The 20,407-nt window shown below is 66.5% G+C and carries 14 protein-coding genes; 12 read left to right on the forward strand and 2 right to left on the reverse strand.

Annotation, left to right across the window (positions count from 1 at the left end):
* The first annotated feature begins 37 nt into the window (after positions 1 to 37).
* The 6 genes from XcyCFBP4188_RS19995 to XcyCFBP4188_RS20020 all read left to right on the forward strand — a co-directional run bounded on the left by XcyCFBP4188_RS19995 (position 38) and on the right by XcyCFBP4188_RS20020 (position 9,694).
* A complete protein-coding gene (locus tag XcyCFBP4188_RS19995) occupies positions 38 to 586 on the forward strand; it encodes a DUF4276 family protein (RefSeq protein ID WP_233397263.1) in 549 nt (182 codons plus the stop codon).
* Positions 583 to 2,052, forward strand: coding sequence for a DUF3375 domain-containing protein (locus XcyCFBP4188_RS20000; protein WP_104592708.1), 1,470 nt, complete (start codon positions 583 to 585; stop codon positions 2,050 to 2,052). The genes XcyCFBP4188_RS19995 and XcyCFBP4188_RS20000 overlap by 4 nt, the downstream gene beginning before the upstream one ends.
* A complete protein-coding gene (locus tag XcyCFBP4188_RS20005) occupies positions 2,039 to 2,743 on the forward strand; it encodes a DUF4194 domain-containing protein (protein WP_006452466.1) in 705 nt (234 codons plus the stop codon). The genes XcyCFBP4188_RS20000 and XcyCFBP4188_RS20005 overlap by 14 nt, the downstream gene beginning before the upstream one ends.
* A 64-nt stretch (positions 2,744 to 2,807) precedes the next feature.
* Positions 2,808 to 6,200: an ATP-binding protein gene (locus XcyCFBP4188_RS20010; RefSeq protein ID WP_104592709.1), complete on the forward strand. Its 3,393-nt coding sequence runs from the start codon at positions 2,808 to 2,810 to the stop codon at positions 6,198 to 6,200.
* A 4-nt stretch (positions 6,201 to 6,204) separates the two neighbouring features.
* The gene (locus XcyCFBP4188_RS20015; RefSeq protein ID WP_174705864.1) at positions 6,205 to 7,386 is read left to right on the forward strand and encodes a Wadjet anti-phage system protein JetD domain-containing protein; all 1,182 of its coding nucleotides are present in this window, start codon (positions 6,205 to 6,207) and stop codon (positions 7,384 to 7,386) included.
* A gap of 247 nt (positions 7,387 to 7,633) precedes the next feature.
* Positions 7,634 to 9,694 carry a TonB-dependent siderophore receptor gene (locus XcyCFBP4188_RS20020; protein WP_104592710.1) on the forward strand — a complete coding sequence of 687 codons (2,061 nt, stop codon included), beginning with the start codon at positions 7,634 to 7,636 and terminating at the stop codon, positions 9,692 to 9,694.
* 401 nt (positions 9,695 to 10,095) lie between these two features.
* Here XcyCFBP4188_RS20020 and XcyCFBP4188_RS20025 read toward each other — a convergent pair whose 3' ends face one another.
* Positions 10,096 to 10,869, reverse strand: coding sequence for a sulfite exporter TauE/SafE family protein (locus XcyCFBP4188_RS20025; RefSeq protein WP_179944467.1), 774 nt, complete (start codon positions 10,867 to 10,869; stop codon positions 10,096 to 10,098).
* Positions 10,870 to 10,962: 93 nt separating this feature from the next.
* On the opposite strand from XcyCFBP4188_RS20025, the gene XcyCFBP4188_RS20030 reads away from it, so the two are divergent.
* The 6 genes from XcyCFBP4188_RS20030 to bphP all read left to right on the forward strand — a co-directional run bounded on the left by XcyCFBP4188_RS20030 (position 10,963) and on the right by bphP (position 18,445).
* A complete protein-coding gene (locus tag XcyCFBP4188_RS20030; protein WP_006449008.1) occupies positions 10,963 to 11,352 on the forward strand; it encodes a YchJ family protein in 390 nt (129 codons plus the stop codon).
* A 161-nt stretch (positions 11,353 to 11,513) separates the two neighbouring features.
* On the forward strand, positions 11,514 to 11,720 hold the full coding sequence (locus XcyCFBP4188_RS20035) for a hypothetical protein (protein WP_006449007.1): 207 nt from the start codon (positions 11,514 to 11,516) through the stop codon (positions 11,718 to 11,720).
* 311 nt (positions 11,721 to 12,031) lie between these two features.
* A complete protein-coding gene (locus XcyCFBP4188_RS20040; protein WP_104592711.1) occupies positions 12,032 to 14,194 on the forward strand; it encodes a lytic murein transglycosylase in 2,163 nt (720 codons plus the stop codon).
* Positions 14,195 to 14,579: 385 nt separating this feature from the next.
* The gene (locus XcyCFBP4188_RS20045) at positions 14,580 to 15,851 is read left to right on the forward strand and encodes a TCR/Tet family MFS transporter (protein WP_104592712.1); all 1,272 of its coding nucleotides are present in this window, start codon (positions 14,580 to 14,582) and stop codon (positions 15,849 to 15,851) included.
* Positions 15,852 to 15,950: 99 nt separating this feature from the next.
* Positions 15,951 to 16,544, forward strand: a complete 594-nt coding sequence (locus XcyCFBP4188_RS20050) for a biliverdin-producing heme oxygenase (RefSeq protein ID WP_006448498.1) — start codon at positions 15,951 to 15,953, stop codon at positions 16,542 to 16,544.
* Complete coding sequence (gene bphP, locus XcyCFBP4188_RS20055; protein ID WP_043907103.1) at positions 16,541 to 18,445, forward strand: bacteriophytochrome BphP; 1,905 nt, start codon at positions 16,541 to 16,543, stop codon at positions 18,443 to 18,445. Before XcyCFBP4188_RS20050 ends, bphP begins: the two co-directional genes overlap by 4 nt.
* Positions 18,446 to 18,583: 138 nt before the next feature.
* Here the strand turns inward: bphP and XcyCFBP4188_RS20060 are convergent, their stop codons facing one another.
* Positions 18,584 to 19,759: a benzoate/H(+) symporter BenE family transporter gene (locus XcyCFBP4188_RS20060; protein ID WP_104592713.1), complete on the reverse strand. Its 1,176-nt coding sequence runs from the start codon at positions 19,757 to 19,759 to the stop codon at positions 18,584 to 18,586.
* Positions 19,760 to 20,407 lie beyond the last annotated feature (648 nt).

The raw sequence follows: 20,407 nt of genomic DNA on the forward strand, positions 1-20,407 counted from the left end.
GCAGGGGCGTCTCATCTTCCTGCTAGAAGAGCCCTCCATGAAAATCCTGCTGGATGGCTTGTTACCGCGTCTGTTCCCGGGATGGCAGGATGGACGCCATTTTCAATGTGTGCCCCACGACGGTAAGAGCGATCTGGAGCGCAGCCTGCGCACAAAACTAAAAGCCTGGCGGGTGCCTGGAGATCGATTTGTCGTGGTGCGTGACAACGACAACGGAGATTGTCTGGCGCTGAAAACGCGTCTGGTCCAGGTCTGCGCCGGCTTGGGACGCCCAGACACCTTGGTGAGGTTGGTGTGCCAAGAGCTGGAAAGTTGGTATATCGCTGATCTGAGCGCATTGGCGTCGGCGTTTCCCAGCTCCAAGTTGGATACTCCAGCGTTGCACAAGAGATTTTCACAGCCAGACACTTGGAACAAGCCATCTGCAGAACTGAAGAGGCTCATTCCCGAGTTTCAGAAACGCAGTGGAGCACGACTGATGGCGGAAAGATTGCGCGAGGAGGGTAATCGCTCGCCAAGCTTTCATGCTTTGATCAATGGGGTTCGACAAATGGCGCTGGATCTTGGTTATCACTTCCCGGCATGAAGCATCTTGCCCGGACCGCCCGATATCGCACATTGCGCGAGGACCCATTGTGGAAACTGCTGGCCGCTGACCACGCGCCGGAAGTGATCGGCTTGCTGCAGTCGCTGCTTCTGGAAGGTGAACGCCGCTTGCCGGCAGCGGTGCTGCACGAGCGGCTGCAGCGCCTGCTCGACGACATCAACGCCGAGCATCTGGCGCGCGACCTGCCGCGCACCGCGCAGGCGTATGTCGCCCACTGGCTGGCGCAGGGCTGGCTGGAGCGTCGCCTGCCCGAGGGCGCGCAGCAGGAAGAGTACGAGCTGTCCACGCAGGCCGCGCAGGCGATCCGCTTTGTCGATGGCTTGGAGCACAGCCGCGGCGCAGCCACCGAAAGCCGGCTGGCGCTGGTGATGCAGCAGCTGGCCCAGCTCGCGGCGTTGACCGAGACCAACCCGGATGCGCGGTTGTCGGCACTGCGCGACGAGCGCGATCGCATCGATGCGGAAATCGCGCGCGTGTCGGCCGGCAAGGTCGCCTCGCTGGACGGCAAGCGCGCGCTCGAGCGCACCCGGCAGGTGATCGCGCTGGCCGACGAATTGACCGAAGACTTCCGCCGCGTACGCGACGACTTCGAACAACTCAACCGGCAATTTCGCGAACGCATCATCGACGACGAAGGCGAGCGCGGCGAGGTCCTGACCCGGCTGTTCGAAGGCGTGGATGTCATCGGCGACAGCGAAGCCGGGCGCAGCTTTCAGGCGTTCTGGGCGCTGCTAAACGACGCCGAACAGAGCGCACAACTGGATGCGGCGCTGGAGACGGTGCTGGCACGCGCGTTCGCACGCAAGCTCGATCGCCGCGAACGCAGCTTCCTGCGCGGGCTCACCGGCACCATGCTCGAACGCGGTGGCCAGGTGCACGATGTGATGCAGCATTTCGCGCGCAGCCTGCGCGGTTTCGTGCAGAGCCGTGGCTATCTGGAACAGCGCCGACTCAACCGCTTGCTCAAACAGGCGCAGGCCGAAGCGCTGAACCTGCGCGAACATATCCCGGCCCAGCGCCTGATCGGCCGCAGTCTGATGCTGACCACCAGCCGGCTGCGTTCGCTGGCGCAATGGCGCCTGCACGACCCGCGCCAGCAACAGGTCGATGGCAGCATCCAACGCAACGAGGCGGCGGCCATCTCGCTGGACAGCGTGGGCGATCTGGTCGCGCAATCGGAGATCGATTTCCGCAGCCTGCGGCGCGATCTGTTCGAGCTGCTGGACACCCAGCCGCAGCTGTCCATCGCCCAGGTGCTGACCCAGCGCCAGGCCACCCAGGGCCTGGGCAGCGTCATCGGCTATCTGTCGCTGGGCACGCGTCACGGCGTCGTCAGCGGCGATCAATTCGAAGTAGCGCAATGGCGCGGCAGCGACGGCCAGTGGCGTCGCGCGCGCATTCCGCTGATCTGGTTCACCCAGGAGAAACGCAATGAACTGGCATGAGCACGATCCCGACGCCGAGTCCGAACTCGCCCACGACGCTGCCGAGGGTCAGACGCCTGCCGTCGCCAGCACCGGCCTGTTCGCCGGCGACACTGGGCAATTGCCGGTGGAGGCGCGTCGCGCGCTGTGTCAGTTGCTCAGTGGCCCCAGCGTGGACGCGCAGCGGCATAGCCGCCTGTGGCCGGCCCTGCTGCGCAGTGAAGCCGGCATTCGCAGCGCCTTGGCCGAGGTGTTTCTGGAGCTGGTGCTCGATCGCGAAGCCGGCATCGCCTTCACCCGCCAGGCCGAGACTGGCGAGCTGGAAGCGCCGGTACTGCTGCGCTCTTCGCCGCTGACCTTCATCGACTCGGTGCTGCTGCTGCACCTGCGCCAGCAACTGGCCGAAGCCGATGCGCGCGGTGTCCGTGCAGTGGTGGAAGAAGCGGCCTTGGGCGAGGCGCTGGCCGTCTACGAAAAAAACCTGTCCACCGATCGCGCCGGCTTCCTGCGCCGGGTGGCCACGGCGGTGCAGAAGATGAAGGACAACCATGTCCTGACCCGTCTGCGCGGCGAAGACGCACGCTATGAAATCTCGCCAGCGCTCAAACTGCTGTTCTCGGCCGAAGATGTCGCCGCCCTGGGGCAGGTCTATCGCCAGTTGCGCGATGGCCCGGCCGGCGGCGAGGACGAGGCCGATCCCGCGCACGCCTAGCACTGCCACCGCACCACACGCGTAAGCGCAGGCCTACGCTTTTCTGGCTTCCCGGACCGTATCGATGACCTCCTCTGCCGCGCCTTCCAGCCTGTTCGCCAACGATTTGCCCGACGCGCGCCTGCAGCAGTTCCGTATGCGCCGCCTGCAGGTGCACAACTGGGGCACGTTCTCCGGATTGACCGAGGTGCCGATCGCCGAACGCGGTTTTTTGTTCGTCGGCCGCTCCGGCTCGGGCAAATCCACGCTGCTCGATGCGATGTCGGCCTTGCTCACCCCGCCCAGCATCGTCGACTTCAACGCCGCCGCACGCGAGGCCGAACGTAGTGGCCGCGACCGCAACCTGGTGTCGTACGTGCGCGGCGCCTGGGCCGACCAGCAGGACAGCGCCTCGGGCGAAATCGCCACGCAATATCTGCGCAAAGGCGCCACCTGGACCGCACTGGTGCTGGAATACCGCAACGGCGAGGACCGCGTGGTCAGCCTGGTGCGGCTGTTCTGGATCGCCGGCAACAGCGCGGCCACCGGCGACGTGCGCAAGCACTACATGGTGGCCGAGCGTGCCTTCGATGTGGCGCAGGACCTGGCGGGCTTCGATCTGGATCTGCGCAAGCTCAAGCAGCGCCTGCACGATGTGCATCACTTCGACAGCTTTGCCGGCTACGCCGAGCGTTTTCGCCACCAGTTGGGCATCGGCAACGAGATGGCGTTGCGCCTGCTGCACAAGACCCAATCGGCGAAGAATCTGGGCGATCTCAACGCCTTCCTGCGCGGCTTCATGCTGGAAGAACCCAAGACCTTCGATGCGGCCGAACGCCTGGTCGGCGACTTCGCCGAACTCGACGGCGCCCATCATGCGGTGGTGACGGCGCGGCGCCAGGTGGAAACCTTGCTGCCTGCGCGCGCGCATCACGCCGAGCTGATGCAACTGCGCCGCCAGCGCAGCGAGCTGGAAGAACTCAAGCTCGGCATCGACGCCTACCGCGAGCAGCGCCGGCTCGCCTTGCTGGACGCGCGCCTGCAGGAACTGGACGTGCAAGACCGCGGCCTTGCCGGCGAAGAAGGCCAGCGCCGCGCAGCACTGGATAACCACACGCGCCATCTGGACGATCTGGAAGCGCAGCGGCGCGCGCAAGGCGGCGAGCGCATCGATGCGCTGGAGCGCGAACAGGGCCAGCTGCAGGCCGAGCGCGACCGCCGCGCGGCCAAGCGGGCCCAGGCAGAGCAAGCCTGCCGTGCACTGGAGCAGGCCCTGGCCGACAGCGCGCACGGCTTTGCCGAACAGGTCGCGCAGGCGCGCGCGGCGCTGGAAGATGGCCAGCGCGCCGCCGCCGAGCTCGATGAAGCGATCAGCGAGCGCATCGCAGGCAAGCACGACGACAGCAAACGCTTTGCCGAAGTGCGTGCCGAGATCGAGGCGTTGACGCGCAACCCCTCCAATATTCCTGCGCCGATGCAGAGCCTGCGCGCGCGCATGAGCGCCGACACCGGCGTGCCGGAGGCGGCGCTGCCGTTCGTCGGCGAACTGATCCAGGTGCGCGAGGAAGCATCCACCTGGCGCGGCGCCATCGAGCGCGTGCTGCATGGCTTTGCGCAATCGCTGCTGGTGGACGAGCGGCATTACGCCGAGGTCGCCGACTGGGTCAACCGCACCCAGCTCGGCACGCGTCTGGTCTATTACCGCGTGCGTCACAACGAGCAGGCACTGAGCGGCCGCGAACCCGGCAGCGTCTCGCTGCTGCACAAGCTGGAGCTGCGCGATCATCCGTTTGCCGGCTGGTTGCGGCGCGAGCTGGGCAAGCGCTTCGATTACGACTGCGTGGACTCAGCCAAGGCCCTGCGCCATGCCGAACGCGCGATCACCCGCGAAGGCCAGGTCAAGCATCCGGGCGAACGTTACGAAAAGGACGACCGCCACGCGGTGGGCGACCGCCGCCGCTGGCTGCTGGGCTTCAACAACCGCGACAAGCTGGCCTTGTTCGAGCGCGAAGGCCAGGAGCTGGCGCAACGCATCGCCGCCTGCGACGCCGAGGTCGCCGACCTGCGCGCGCGCCGCGAACGCGATGGGCAGCGGCGCCTTGCCCGCAACACGCTGGCCAACCTGGGCTGGGACGAAATCGATGTGGCCGCCGCGCTGCAGCGCCTGAGCCAGATCGCCGAGACCTTGCAACAGCTGCGCGAAGGCGACGCCAACCTGCGCGCGCTGGGCGAGGCGATCGACCGCACACGCGCCGACATCGCCCAGGCCACGCGCACCTATGAGGGCGTGCGCACCGAGCGGATCACGCTGGGCGCCGAACGTACCCGTCTGGAAAAACAGCAGCTGGAATGCGCCGATGCGCACGCGCGCGTGGTCACGCCGTTGCAGCAGCAGGGCCTGGCCGAGCGCTTGCTCAGCCTGGGTGAGTTGAGCCTGGATAACCTGCAGGATCGCTTCCGCACCCTGGAGCGTGGCCTGGACGCGCAGCTTGGCGTCAGCAAGGACGAACTGACCCGCCTGCAGCAAGCGTTGATCGGATGTTTCCGCCGCTACTTCCAGCAATGGCCGGAAGACAGCGGCGATCTGAGTCCGACGTTGGAAGGCGCCGACGATTTTCTCGCCCGCCTGCAGCGGCTGGAACGCGATGGACTGCCGCAGCACGAGGCGCGCTTTTTCGAACTGCTGCAAAGCCAGAGCAAGAACAACCTGCTCGCCTTGCAACGCCACACTGCCGAAGCGCGCAAGTCCATCGCCCAGCGTCTGGATGAGGTCAATGCCAGCCTGGAACAGGTGCCGTTTAATCACGGCACCTTGCTGACCATCGAATTGAGCGACCGTCGCCTGCCGGAAGTGATCGAGTTTCATCAACGCCTGCGCGATGTGCTCGGCCATCACCAGACCGAACAGCGCGAGGTGGCCGAACAACAATTTGCGGTGCTGCGCGAACTGGTGCGCAAGCTGGGCTCGGCCGAAGGCGAGGACAAGCGCTGGCGCGAGCTGGTGCTGGACGTGCGCCTGCATGTGGAGTTCGTCGGCGTCGAACTGGACGCAGCCACGCGGCAACAGGTCGAGATTTACCGCAGCGGCGCGGGCAAATCGGGCGGTCAGCGTCAGAAACTGGCAACCACCTGTCTGGCCGCTGCCTTGCGCTACCAGCTCGGCGGCGAAGACGGCGAACTGCCGCGCTATTGCGCCGTGGTGCTGGACGAAGCCTTCGACAAGGCCGACAACGAATTCACTGCGCTGGCGATGAATATCTTCGAAAATTTCGGCTTCCAGATGGTGGTGGCCACGCCGTTGAAATCGGTGATGACGCTGGAGCCGTTCATCGGTGGCGCGTGCTTTGTCGAGATCAGCGGGCGACACGATTCGGGCGTGTTGCTGATCGAATACGACGAACAATCGCGCCGGCTCAAGCTGCCCGAGCGCACCCGCAGTGCGGCGGCCAACACCACTGCGGTGGCCGAGCAGGAGTGAGCTGATGGCGCGCGCCGATTGCATGCTGTTGCCAGCTGCCGCACTGCAGGCATTGCGCGGGCAATGGCAACGCCAGCGTGGCGACTGGTTGATCGGCGCATCGGCGCCCAGGCCCATCGTCCTGCAGCCACCCACCCAGGCGCAGGCCAGCGCCCGCTTCGATGCCTTCGGCGACTGGCTGCGCAGCTGGCAGCGCGTCGACTTGCCGGGGCGGGTGGAGTACCGCGATGTGCTGTGGTCGCAGCTGGGGCCGCAACGGCTGCCGCAGACCTGGGTGGTCGAGACACCGGCCGATGCGGCGGCAGCACTGCAGGAGCACGACCGTTGGCAACGCGCCAGCGCGCGCTGCGCCAGCTTGCAGGCGCACTGGCCGGAGGCTGCGGGATTGGCGGCGCGCTTGCGGCGCCAGTTCGATCTGCTCGCCGACAGCACGCAGGCCGATATCGACCGGCTGGTTGCCGTGGTCGACTGGCTGCATCGTCACCGCGACAGCGGCCTGTTCCTGCGCCAGCTTCCCATTGCCGGCATCGACAGCAAATGGGTGCACACGCGTCGCGGCATCATCGCCGACTGGCTGGGCGGGCTGCGTGGCATCGCCGAGCCGCGCAGCTTCGACAGCCTCGCCGGCCTGCGCAGCGCACCGGATCGGGTGCGCTTGCGACTGCTGGATCCGGCGCTGCGCCGTCAGCTCGGCGGCCTGGACGATCTGAGCGTGCCGATCGAACAGCTGGCCGCGCTGCGGTTGCCGATCGAACGCGTGCTGATTGTCGAGAATCTCGACACCGGCCTGGCCTGCGAAGCGTTGCCGGGCACGGCGCTGCTGATGGCGCGCGGGTATGCCGTCGACTACGTGCGCAACATCGAGTGGCTGCGCACGCTTCCGTTGTTCTATTGGGGCGACATCGATACGCACGGGCTGGCGATCCTGCACCGACTGCGCACGCATGCGCCGCAGACCGTGGCGCTGCTGATGGACCAGGCCACGCTGCTCGCCACGCCGCGTGCCATGTGGGGGCACGAACCCCGACAACATCGCGCCCACCGGCTCGCCGCGCTGACGCCGGACGAGCAGCTGTTTTATGCGCGATTGCGCAGTGGACACTTCGGCGCCGCACCGCGGCTCGAACAGGAGCGCATCGCCTGGAGTCAGGCATGGCCGCAGATCCAGGCGGCGTTGCGCGGCTAGTCGCTGGGTACCGCTGTCAGGTGTGTGGTGCAGGCGGGTAGCTTGCACTGAAGCTGCAGCTGCAATCTGCAGGCTCGCAGGTGCGCGTGCCACTGCACAACCTCGCTGGATGGACACGACGGCTGCCGCCAGCATGTCATCGTAGTGAGGATAACGAGCGCGAACTGCTCATTTGAAGATAAGAATCGTTATCATTAGTGGCCCGGATGTGCCCGCCAGTGCGCACATCGCCCCACTGAAGATCCCGATGACCCCACTGCCTGCGCCTCGCCACCTGTTGTTCGTGTCCCTGTTTGCCGCCATGCCGGCCGCTGCCCAGGAGGCCAGCCTGCTCGACGCCATCGTGGTGAGCGAAAAGCGCGCCCTGTACCGGCCGGAAAAAGCCGCCGGCGCCACCCGCACGCAAACGCCGGTGGAGCGGATTCCGCAGGCGATCCAGGTGGTGCCGCGCTCGGTGATCGACGAACAGCAGCTCACCCGGCTGGTGGATGTGGTGGCCAATGTCTCCAACGTGCAGCCCGGCGGCACCCAGGGCAATCGTTCGGAAACCTTCGTCATCCGCGGCTTCGAGGCGTCCTCGTATGCGGTGGACGGCATCCTGCTCAACCCGGCGCAGAACTTCACCGAGACCGTGCGCGATCTGGCCAACGTCGCCCAGGTGGAAGTGCTCAAGGGCCCGGCAGCGGTGTTGTACGGGCGCGGCGAACCTGGCGGGGTGATCAATCTGGTCACGCTGCGCCCGGATGCGGTGTTCGGCGGCAACGCATCGGTGCAGGTGGCCGAATATGGCCTGCGCCGCGTGCAGTCCAGCGTCACCGGCCCGCTGAGCCCGACCCTGTCTGCCCGCGTCAGCGCCGCCGCGCAACAGACCGGCAGCTTTCGCGCTGCGCAGGCCGATGGCGACCGCGTGTTCGTCTCGCCCTCGCTGGCATGGCGGCCGAACGAACAGCTGCGGGCCGATCTGGATCTGGAATACACCCGCCAGACCAGCCCGGGCGATCGCGGTCTGGTCGCCATCGACGGCGTGGTGCGTGGCCCGGCCGAGCGCAGTTTTGGCGAGCCGTGGTCGCGCAATCACGGCAGCTCGCGCACCGCACGCGGGCGCATCGAAGTCGACGCCAATGACTGGCTGACGCTGCGCCAGATCCTCAATCACCAGGACGGCGACAGCGGCCGCGACGTGGCCGACTTCACCGGCTTCAGCGCCGACCGTGCGTTTCTGCAGCGCCGTGCGGTGCGTCAGGACCAGCAGGTGCGCGCCACCACCTCGCAGACCGAAGCGCTGGCGCGTTTCGCTACCGGCCCACTGCGCCATCAAGTGCTGGCCGGCGCCGAATACGTCGATGCGCATCGCCAGACAGATGAAGCCCGCGCGCCGCTGGCCCGCATCAGCGTGACCAATCCGGTGCAGGGCGCCTTGCCGGGCACGTATGTGCCGGCGCGCGCCATCGAGGTCGATGCGCGTTATGCCGCGCTGTACGTGCAGGATCAGATCAGCATCGGCGAGCGCTGGGACGTGCTGGCCGGCGTGCGCTGGGACGATGTGCAGCAGACCACCATCGACAACGGCGCGCGCACCCGCGAAGACGGCCGGCGCGCATCGCCACGTATCGGCGTGGTGTGGAAGGCGGGCCCGCAGCTGTCGCTGTACGCCAACACCTCCACTTCGTTTCGGCCACGCAGCGCCACCCTGTTTGCCGGCGGCAGCGCACCACCTGAGACCGGCCGCCAGTACGAGATTGGCCTGAAAAGCGCGCTATTCGACAACCGCGTGCTCGCCACCGCTGCCGCATTTCAGATCACCAAGGACAACGTCGCCACCAGCGATCCGGACAACAGCGGCTTCGTTCTGGTCACCGGCCAGCAGCGCGTGCGCGGGCTGGAAATAGACATCACCGGCGAGCTCACCCAGAACTGGCGGCTGATTCTGGGCGCCGGCTATCTGGACGCACAGGTCACCCGCGATACCGTCATTCCGGAGGGCAATCGCCTGCGCGGCGTGCCGCGCGTCAGTGCCAGTCTATGGAGCACCTACCACGTCGCCAGCGGGCCGCTGTATGGCCTGACCTTGGGCGCAGGCGCGGTGCATGTGGGCGAACGCGAAGGCGATCTCGCCAATAGCTATCGCATTGCAGGCTGCACGCGTTTCGATGCCTCGGCGGCATACCGCTTCGGCGGCCGTTATCAACTGGCGCTGATGCTGCGTAATGTCGCCAACCGTTTCTACATCGAGCAACCGGTGACGCAGACCACCAATTATCCGGGCGCACCGCGCACCTTGTCGGCAACGTTGAGTATGGATTTCTAAGCGACTAAGAGTCGCCAACAAAACTGTACGCAGCCGGCTGATCTGTAGCTTGGCCGCATGGCGCTTGCCCGCTCACCGACGCCCGCCCACCGACGCGGGACACGCTGCAAGTACGTCCTTGTAAGCTCTTACGCGGCATCCATGCCGCGTAAGGTCCCGCGACGGTGGGCGAGCAAGGACCAGTCGAGAGGGTCGGTGTGCATGGTTGCGGGCAGTGCGCGCCGCGCCGCCGTCCGATGCGGTGCGGTCTGATCGGCTCCTTTCGATCCTAGCAATGGCATTGCCATTGCCAACATCACTCCAGTGTCCGACGAAGGCGAGTGCGGCCAATACGTTGTCGCCATCGATAGAGCGTGCGAGAGGTTCTGTTAGTCGCGCTAAATCGGTCTGGCTCGCGTTCGTCAACGCAGCAGATCCCAGCCCATCTTGCCGATCAGCACGATCACCAGCACCAGAAACAACTTGCGGATCAGCGGTGTGCCACCACGCAGCGCCATCCGCGTGCCGGCGACCGCACCGGCCACGTTGGCCACCGCCATCGGAATGCCGATCGCCAGCATCACCTGGCCGCTGGGCAAAAAGAACGACAGCGCCGCCAAGTTGGTGGCCAGGTTCACCACCTTGGCCGCGGCCGAGGCGCGCAGAAAATCCAGCCCGAAAAAACGGATAAACAAGAAGATCAGAAAACTGCCGGTGCCAGGACCGAAGAACCCATCGTAGAAGCCGATTGCCGCGCCCATTGCCAACGCAGTAATCAACTCACGCCGGCCGATCGCGCGCGGACGATGCAGCGCTCCGAAATCCTTCTTGATCAGCGTGTAGATCAACATCGCGATCAACAACAGCAGAATCAGCGGCCGCACCGCCTGCTTGGGCAGTAGGCTGACCGCCGTAGCGCCCATAAAAGAAAATGTAAACGCCGCCACCGTCGCGTACAGCACCGGCCGCCAAGGAAAGCGCACATTGCGCGCATACCGCCACGCCGACGCCCCGGTACCGAACATCGCGCTGAATTTGTTGGTGCCCAGGATCAGCGACGGCGCCTGTTGCGGCAGCGTGGCGAACAGCCCCGGCAATTGGATCAACCCACCCCCACCAACCGCCGCATCCACCAACCCGGCAACGAAGGCAATGCACAGCAGCCACGGCAATTCGGTAGGAATCAGTTCCAGCAAGACGGCGCTCCGCACGACGGGGACGACAGCATAAACGCGTAGAAACCCGCCTCCCGCCTCCCAATCCCCAATCCCATCCCGCACAATCGCCCGATGCCGACCTCCATACCCACCGATCCCTGTCCCTGTGGCCGGGCCGCCACCTACGCGCAGTGCTGCGGGCAATACCACGCCGGCGCCACCGCACCCGACGCCGAAACCCTGATGCGTGCGCGCTACAGCGCCTATGTACGCCGCGACGTGGCGTACCTGCTCGCCAGCTGGCATCCGTCCACGCGCCCCCCCGAACTGTCGCTGGACCAAGGCGGCCGCACCACCTGGCTCGGCCTGACCGTACAACGCGCCATCGTCACCGGCGCCGACACTGCCGAAGTGGTGTTTCTGGCCCGCTATCGCATTGGCGGCGGCAGCGCGGTACGCATGACCGAACACAGCCGCTTCGTGCGCGAAGACGGCCGCTGGTATTACCTCGACGCGCATTGAATGGGGTCGAGGCTCGAAGTAGCGCAGCATTCTGGCCGCAGACCGTGAAGCCATTCAGCCCGACGAACGGCATGGGCCGGCGCGGTTTGTCGACGCCACGTTCGCGGCCGATCCCGGAAGCTTGCCGCCTCGGCGGAGCTCGCCGCGGGGCGGACACGATCATGGCAACCTTCAATCTCTGGCAATGGGTGCTTGTGGCCATCGCGGTGTTCGCGATCGTGCTGCCGGCGTGTCTGGCCACTGCGATGGTCTGGTTCGGTCCCCGCCACGATGCTCCACGCAGGGCCCGCGCCCGTCGCGTGTCCGACGCCAGCCCCTCCGCACCGGCGCTGTCACTGCTGACCGGCATCACCGGCGACGGCAGCTAAGCGCGGCGATCAATGCCGCCGCGCTGTGGCTGCGTCTCTGCCAGGCGGACCGGTTCAAGACCTCGGCATCGGCGCGCACTATCCCAGCTGACACGCGTCATAGAGCGTCATTGCTGTCCTTACCGGTCTCAAAAGCGCGCGTACTACGCCGTCACTCCCGCGTAGCGCCACCCGCTCCCGCAGCTCACGCTGCTGCAGCGACAGCGCTACCTGCACGCCTCGAACCACCCAGGTTGGCTATGCTCGGCGGCTCGACCTGCCGCAGGAGCGCTCCACCGCATGACGTCCGTCTCTACGCTGGCCACCACGCCATGATGCCGATCCGGTGCGTCCTGCCCACGCTGCTGGCACTGCTGCCATCAGTCGCCTGTGCCGATCCGGCCTTCGACCGCTGCCTGGCGGGCCTGCAGACCCAGGCCGCCGCCAAGGGCGTGGAGGCCGCCAACTTCCAGCGTTTCACCGCCGGCCTGGCGCCCGATCCCAGCGTGTTGCCGCTGCTCGATGCCCAACCCGAATTCACCACCCCGATCTGGGATTACCTCGCCAGCCTGGTCGACAGCCAGCGTGTCACCGACGGCCAGGCCATGTTGGTCACCCACCGCGCGTTGCTGACCCGCCTGTCCGAACAGACCGGCGTGGATCCGGCCACCATCGTGGCGGTGTGGGGCGTGGAGAGCGACTACGGCCGCGTCACCGGCAAGCGCCCGTTGCTGGTCTCATTGGCCACACTGTCGTGTGCGGGCCGCCGTCAGCCGTTCTTCCGTGGCGAATTCCTCGCCTTGCTCGGCCTGCTGCAGCAAGGCGATCTGTCGCCGGATGGCTTGACCGGCTCCTGGGCCGGCGCCTTCGGGCAGACCCAGTTCATGCCCTCGACCTATGCCCGCATCGCGGTGGATGGCGACGGCGACGGCCGCCGCGACCTGGTCGCCAGCATTCCCGACGCGCTGGCCTCCACCGCCAACTATCTGGTCAAGGCCGGCTGGGAGCGCGCCCGTCCCTGGGGGATGGAAGTGCGCCTGCCTGCCGGCTTCGATGCCAGCAAGGCCGGCCGCACCCGTCGCCAACCGCTGCATGCCTGGCAGACCGCCGGCTTGCTCGGCACCGATGGCAAGGCGTTGGCGCCGACCGGTGTGCCCGCCGATACCCCGGCGGCGCTGCTGCTGCCGGCCGGCCCGACCGGGCCGGCGTTTCTGGTGTTCCGCAACTACGACGCGATCTACGCCTACAACGCCGCCGAAAGCTACGCACTATCGATCGCGTTGCTCGCAGACCGCCTGCGCGGCGGCCCCGGCCTGGTCGCGGCATGGCCCACCGACGACCCCGGCCTTGGCCGCCCCGAACGGCGCGAACTGCAGCAATTGCTGCTGGCTCGCGGCCACCTGATCGGCGAGGCCGACGGCATGGTCGGCAGCGCCACCCGCCGCGCCATCCAGGTCGAGCAGACCCGCCTGGGCCTGCAGCCGGCCGACGGCCGCCCCGGCCAACGCATCCTCACCGCCCTGCGCGCCGCCCCGCCGGTCGCCGGCGCCGCCGCCATCCGCGCCACCGCGTTCAAGTTGCCGGCCGCCTATCCCGCATTCGTCCAATCTCCCATCGTCCAGAAGGCACCCCCCATGTCCGACCTCACCGGCCTGCGCACAGGCGATTTCCACGGTTTCCCCTCGCTGTTGATCGACACCCCGTTCTCCACCGCGGCCATCAGCCTGTTTGGCGGCCAGCTGCTGTCGTTCGTGCCCAAGGGCGGGCAGGACGTGATGTGGCTGTCGCCCACCGCCAAGCAGCCGCCCACCCCGATCCGCGGCGGCGCCCCGGTGTGCTGGCCGTACTTCGGCCGCCAGGACCAGACCGGCGAGGTGCCCGCGCACGGCTTCGTGCGCACCGTGCCGTGGCAGCTGACCGACAGCCGCCGCGAAGACGACGGCACCCTGGTGCTCACGCTGACTCCGCCCAGCTTCGACGACCTGGCGCTGCGCCTGCGCATGACCCTGCGTATCGGCCGCACGCTCGAACAGAGTCTGATCACCGACAACACCAGTCCGGCCCCGATGCGGTTCACCCAGGCGCTGCACAACTACTTCCGCGTCGGCGACGCGCTCAAGGTCAGCGTGCAGGGCCTGGACGGGCTGGACTACCTCGACAAGTACGAAAACTACGCCACCGCCCATCGCCAACAAGGCGACTGGAGCCTGCGCGATCCGCGCGACCCCGGCCGCAGCGACCGCATCTACACCAACGCCGGCGGCCACTACACCCTGACCGACCCGGTGCTCGGCCGCCGCATCGTCATCGCCACCCAGGGCAGCCGCTCGCTGGTGGCCTGGAACCCGGGCGAAGAAGCGGCCGCCAAGATGGCCGACGTGGGCGCCGGCTGGCGCGACTACGTCTGCCTGGAAGCGGCCAACGCCGGCCCGGACGTGATCGAACTCGCCCCCGGCGCCAGCCACACGCTGACTCAGACCATCAGTGTCGAGTAGCCGCACGAATCGCCCAAGGCACGCGCAGCGCACGCGCTGCTTTCGAAGAAAATAAAGAGGCAGCGACGACTCCCTTCTCCCATCGGGAGGAGGTGCCCCGAAGGGGCGGATGAGGGTACGCGCGAAGCCTGGTGAAGTTTGAGTGCGCGTGTGGCTTCGCCCCGTACCCTCACCCCAACCCCTCTCCCGGCGAGAGGGGCTTGAACGACATCGCGCAATGATCTTGCGCTGGACGCAGAGACCAAGCTCTTCTGACGCACACGCCAAGCGCTTCCCTTCTCCCCTCGGGAGAAGGTGCCCGAAGGGGCGGATGAGGGTACGTAAGCCCATCCCCACCGCTCAATCCGCCGCTACACTCGCCGCTTCGCCCCCTGCGTGCCGCGCGATGTCCATCTCTCCCGATTCCGCATCCGCTCCTGCACCGGGCCGGCGCCGCGCCGCGCTGATCTTCATCTTCATCACCGTGCTGATCGACGTGCTGTCCTTCGGCGTGATCATTCCGGTGCTGCCGGATCTGGTGCGGCACTTTACCGGTGGCGACTACGCCGTGGCGGCCGGCTGGATCGGTTGGTTCGGCTTTCTATTCGCCGCCATCCAGTTCGTCTGCTCGCCGCTGCAGGGCGCCTTGTCCGACCGCTACGGCCGCCGCCCGGTGATCCTGCTCTCGTGTCTGGGGCTGGGCCTGGACTTCATCCTGATGGCCGTCGCGCATTCCCTGCCGATGCTGCTGCTGGCGCGGGTGATCTCCGGCGTATGCTCGGCCAGCTTTTCCACTGCCAACGCCTATATCGCCGATGTCACCCCTGCCGACAAACGCGCCGGTGCGTTCGGCATGCTCGGCGCCGCATTTGGCATTGGCTTTGTCGCCGGCCCGCTGATCGGCGGCTGGCTGGGCAGCATCGGTCTGCGCTGGCCGTTTTGGTTTGCCGCCGGGCTGGCCTTGTTGAACGTGTTGTACGGCTGGTTTGTGCTGCCCGAATCGCTACCCGCCGAACGCCGCACCGCGCGGCTGGATTGGTCGCATGCCAACCCGCTTGGCGCGCTCAAGCTGCTGCGTCGCTACCCGCAGGTATTCGGCCTGGCCTCGGTGGTGTTCCTGGCCAACCTGGCGCATTACGTCTACCCCAGCATCTTCGTGCTGTTCGCCAGCTACCAGTATCACTGGGGCCCGCGCGAAGTGAGCTGGGTGCTGGCCGGCGTGGGTGTGTGCAGCATCATCGTCAACGCGTTGCTGGTCGGCCGGCTGGTGCGCTGGCTGGGCGAACGTCGCGCGCTGCTGCTGGGTCTGGGCTGTGGGATCATCGGTTTCGTCATCTATGGGCTGGCCGACAGCGGCACCGCGTTCCTGATCGGCGTGCCGATCAGCGCGTTCTGGGCGATCGCCGCACCGTCCGCGCAGGCCTTGATCACCCGCGAGGTCGGCGCCGATGCGCAAGGCCGCGTGCAGGGCGCGTTGACCAGTCTGATCAGTCTGGCCGGCATCGCCGGTCCGTTGTTGTTCGCCAACGTGTTTGCCTGGTTTATCGGCAGCGGCGCCCCGTTGCATCTGCCCGGCGCGCCCTGGTTGCTGGCCGGTCTCCTGCTTGCCGCAGGCTGGGTCATGGCCTGGAAGCGGGCAGGGCGAGGGCCCGGCATCGCGCACGCAACGCCGCGATAATGCCAACCTATTCACGTTGCACTCGCGTCCGCTTTATCTGATTTGCGCAGGCGCTGCTAGGCTGGTGTCCTTCGTGCTGCGGCACCGCCTCGAGTCCCTATGTCTTCCGACGCCTTGGCAGTTCCGCCCTCGGCCGCGTTCGTGCTGCGCGATGCCACCCAGGGCATCCATTGCCTGGTCGAAGCGATCCCGCTGATGCAGGCGTTGGGGCAGGGACGCGTCGATCGCGACGCCTATGCGCTGATCCTGCGCCGGCACCATGCACTGCTGGCCGGCTTCGAAGCGCAACTGCGCAATTGGCTCAGTACCCTGGCTGGAACCGGCTGGCAGTATCGCCGCCGCGTGCCGGCCTTACGCGAAGACCTGCGCGCGCTCGGCCAGCAACCAGGCACTGCCATCGCAGCGCCCGCCGCCGGCAACGATGCCGCGCGCTGGGGCATGCTCTATGTCATCGAAGGCTCGCAACTGGGGGGCCGGATGATCGCGCGCAGCCTGCGCAAGCAGCAGCCCGGTCTGGCCGATGCCTTGCGCTATTTCGAACTGGCCGACGACGATCCAGCCGGCTGGCGCCATTTCCAGACCGTGCTCAACCAACGTCTCGACACGCCTTGCGCACGCGCCGCCGCCATCGACGGTGCGCAGGCCATGTTTGCCCACTTCCACACCTGCCTCGCAGCGGAGCCGCGCCCGTGAACCAGCCAACCGAACCCCTGAATATGGATGTCTGCGCCCGCGAGCCGATCCACATTCCCGGCCTGATCCAGCCCTACGGCGTGCTGCTGGTGATCGAGCCGGCCGATGGATGCATCGTGCAGGCCAGCACCACCGCCGCCGACTTGCTCGGCGTGCCGCTGGCCGAGCTGTTGGGCATGCCCTACACGCAGGTGCTGGAACTGCCCGGCGAGCAGCCGTTCGCGGTCGACGACCAGGCGCAACACCTATTACATGCCGAGGTGCGTTTCCCCAGGCGCGCCGCGCCCACCGATCACCCGTGGGTGGCCGCCTGGCATCTGTATCCGGAGCAATGGCTGGTCGAAATCGAACCGCGCGACGCCCGCCTGATGGACGTCACCCTGCGCGAGGCGCTGCCGCTGTTGCGCAGCATCGAGCGCGATCCCGGCATCGACGAAGCGGCGGTGCGTGCGGCCAAGGGCCTACGCAACATGATCGGTTTCGATCGGGTGATGATTTACCGCTTCGACGAAGAGTGGAACGGCGAAGTCATTGCCGAGGCGCGCACCCCCGAATTGGTGGCCTATCTCGGCCAGCGTTATCCCGCCACCGACATCCCGGCGCAGGCGCGCGCGCTGTACCTGCGCAACCGCGTCCGCCAGATCGCCGATGTCGGCTACCAGTCCGCCGCGATCGAGCCCACCTTGCATCCGCGTCTGGGCACGCCGGTGGATCTGAGCGATGTCAGCCTGCGGAGCGTCTCGCCGGTGCATCTGGAATATCTGGCCAACATGGGCGTGAGTGCCACCCTGGTCTCCTCGCTCGTGGTCAACGACGTGCTGTGGGGGCTGATCGCCTGCCACCACTACAGCCCGCACTTCACCAGCCACGCCATGCGCGATGCCACCGATGCGGTCACGCGCGCGCTGGCTGGTCGCATCGGCGCCTTGCAGGCGGTCGAGCGTGCGCGCATGGAATCGGTGCTGCTCACCGTGCGCGAAAAGCTGATCACCGACTTCAACGACGCCGCCCAGATGACGGTAGAGATGCTCGCCGATATGGCGCCTGACCTGATGGACGTGGTGGATGCCGACGGCGTGGCGATCTTCCATGGCAAGGAGATCAGCCGCCATGGCACCACGCCCGATGCCGCCGCGCTGCGGCGCATCCGCGACCATATCGAATCCGCACACCACGCCGCCCTGCGCGAGGATGCCGTCGGCGCCCTGCATGTGGAGGCGATCGGTGAGGTATTTCCCGAGCTGGCCGATCTGGCACCGCTGGCTGCCGGTTTCATTTTCGTGCCGCTGATGCCGCAGTCGCGCAGCGCCTTGCTGTGGACCCGCCGCGAACAGGTGCAGACGGTCAACTGGGCCGGCAATCCGCAGCTGGCCAAGCTGGCGGACATCCCCAACTCGCGCCTTTCGCCGCGCAAGAGCTTCGATCTCTGGCAGGAAACCGTGCGTGGCCGCGCGCGTCGCTGGTCGCCGCTGCACCTGGAGTCGGCCCGCAGCCTGCGTGTGTTGATCGAACTGATGGAACGCAAACGCTTCCAGCAGGATTTCACCCTGCTCGAAGCCTCGCTGTCGCGTCTGCGCGACGGTGTGGCCATCATCGAACGTGGCGCAACCACGGCCGCGCACCGGCTGATGTTCGTCAACCCGGCGTTCGCAGAGCTCATCCAGACCGAAGTGGCCGATCTGATCGGTTGCGACATCCTGACCCTGCTGGCCAGCGATGCCGCCCGATCCAAGGTGGAACTGCTCGAAGAGGCACTGCGGCAGGGCCGCGCCGCCTACGTCACCTTGCCGCTGCGCGCGCCCGGCGGCTCGCCGGTCTACCGCCAATTCCATCTCGAACCGCTGCCCAGCCCCAGCGGCGTCACCGCGCACTGGCTGCTGCAACTACGCGATCCCGAATAAGCGAGCCGGTGCCGCGCCAGGTGCAAGCTCGCAACATGCTGGCTGCGGTCCAGTCGCCCGCATCGCTTAGCGCGTCGGGCACTGCATCTCGGTGAGTCCATCCGATAAGACGCCCATCCACTGGATGGTGTGCCGCGGCTAGGCCCGCGGCCGCAACACCAACAAGGTGATCGTTCCGGCCACCAGGCCCCAGAACGAGGCACCGATCCCGCCCAGCGTCAGCCCGGACGCCGTCACCAGAAAGGTGATCAGCGCCGCCTCGCGCTCGCTGTCTTCGCGCAAGGCCGCCGCTAGGCTGTTGCCGATCGTGCCCAACAACGCGATCCCGGCGATCGCCATCACCAGCTCGCGCGGAAAGGCGGCAAACACCGCCGCCACGGTCGCGCCGAACAAGCCGATCACCACATAGAACACGCCCGCACTGACCGCAGCCACATAACGCCGCGCCGGATCCTCATGCGCCTCGCGTCCCATGCAGATCGCAGCGGTGATCGCCGCCAGGTTCAAGGCAAAGCCGCCGAATGGCGCCAGCAGCGTATTGACCGCACCGATCCAGCCGATCGTCGGCGAGATCGGCACCGTATAGCCGGAGGCCCGAATCACCGCCACACCCGGCACGTTCTGCGAAGCCATGGTGACCACGAACAAGGGAATCGCCAGCCCGAACAGCGCCGCCCACGACAGTGACGGCATTACCAGCACCGGATGCGCCAACTCCATCTGCACCGTTGTCCAGTGCAATAGCCCGCCACTGGCCGCAATCGCGATGCCGACCAGCAGCGTCGCAATCACCGCATAACGCGCAAACCAGCGCCGCCCGACCAGATAGGTCGCCAGCATCGCCAGTGCCAACATCACCTGACTCTGCATCGCCACGAACAGATCCAGCCCAAAGCGCAACAACACCCCGGCCAACATGCCCGAGGCCAGCGAGATCGGAATGCGCCGGATCGCCCGCTCGAACAACCCCGAGAAACCCGCCACCATGCCAAGCACTGCAGCCACCACAAACGCACCGACTGCCTCACGCAACGGTACACCGGCCGCACTGCCGATCAGCATCGCCGCACCCGGCGTGGACCACGCCGTCACCACCGGCACGCGATAGCGCAGCGACAATCCAATGCAGGTCACCCCCATGCCGATCCCGAGCGCCCACATCCACGAGGCGATCTGCGCCTGATCCGCCCCCAGATGGCGTGCCGCCTCGAATACGATCACCGCCGAGCTGGCAAAACCCACCAGCACCGTGACAAAGCCTGCAGCAATCGCAGGCAGGGACAGATCGCGGAGCAGGCTGCGGGAGGGAAGCATCGTGAGCTCTCTATCTAGTGCACCCATTCTCACCGAGCACGCCGATGATCGATACCGAAGCACCTGCTCTATGGATAGCCCTGTGTAGACACAGCCCTTTGGCTATATATATAGAGCAGCGCCACCACGTCGCATTCGCACGTGGAATCGGACGTCGCGCATTCGCGCAGTGATGCTCGTGTCATACCAGTGTCAAAAAGTGCTTGCACTTCTGCACAGTCTCGATAAACTGCGCGACCTCGCTCAGGACGGCGGCGCTTCTCGAAGCACCGCAACAACGAACGGGTTCGAAAGCCTCCAGAAATTGGGAGTTGACGAAGCAGGAAAGTCGGCTATGATGGGCGGCTCGCTACACGGAAAGACGCTACGGCGGATTGAAGTGCAGCGGCGGCAACCTCCTCTTCACGAGGGGTTGACGAAGATGAAAAGCCTGCTAATATGGTCGGCTCGCTTCGCAGAAAACCTTCGGGTCGAAACGAAGCAGCGTCAACCACCTCGGAAACAAGGTGTTGACGGCAAGAAAAAGTCCGCTATACTAGGCGGCTAGCTTCGACGGAAACGACGAAGCTGACGGGAACGGCGCTGAGGCCACTTCCCAATGTTCTTTGACAGTGTGCGCAGGTAATTTGTGCGGACGCCTGCAGGAAG

Source organism: Xanthomonas hortorum pv. cynarae, from assembly GCF_002939985.1.
Lineage (GTDB): Bacteria > Pseudomonadota > Gammaproteobacteria > Xanthomonadales > Xanthomonadaceae > Xanthomonas > Xanthomonas hortorum_D.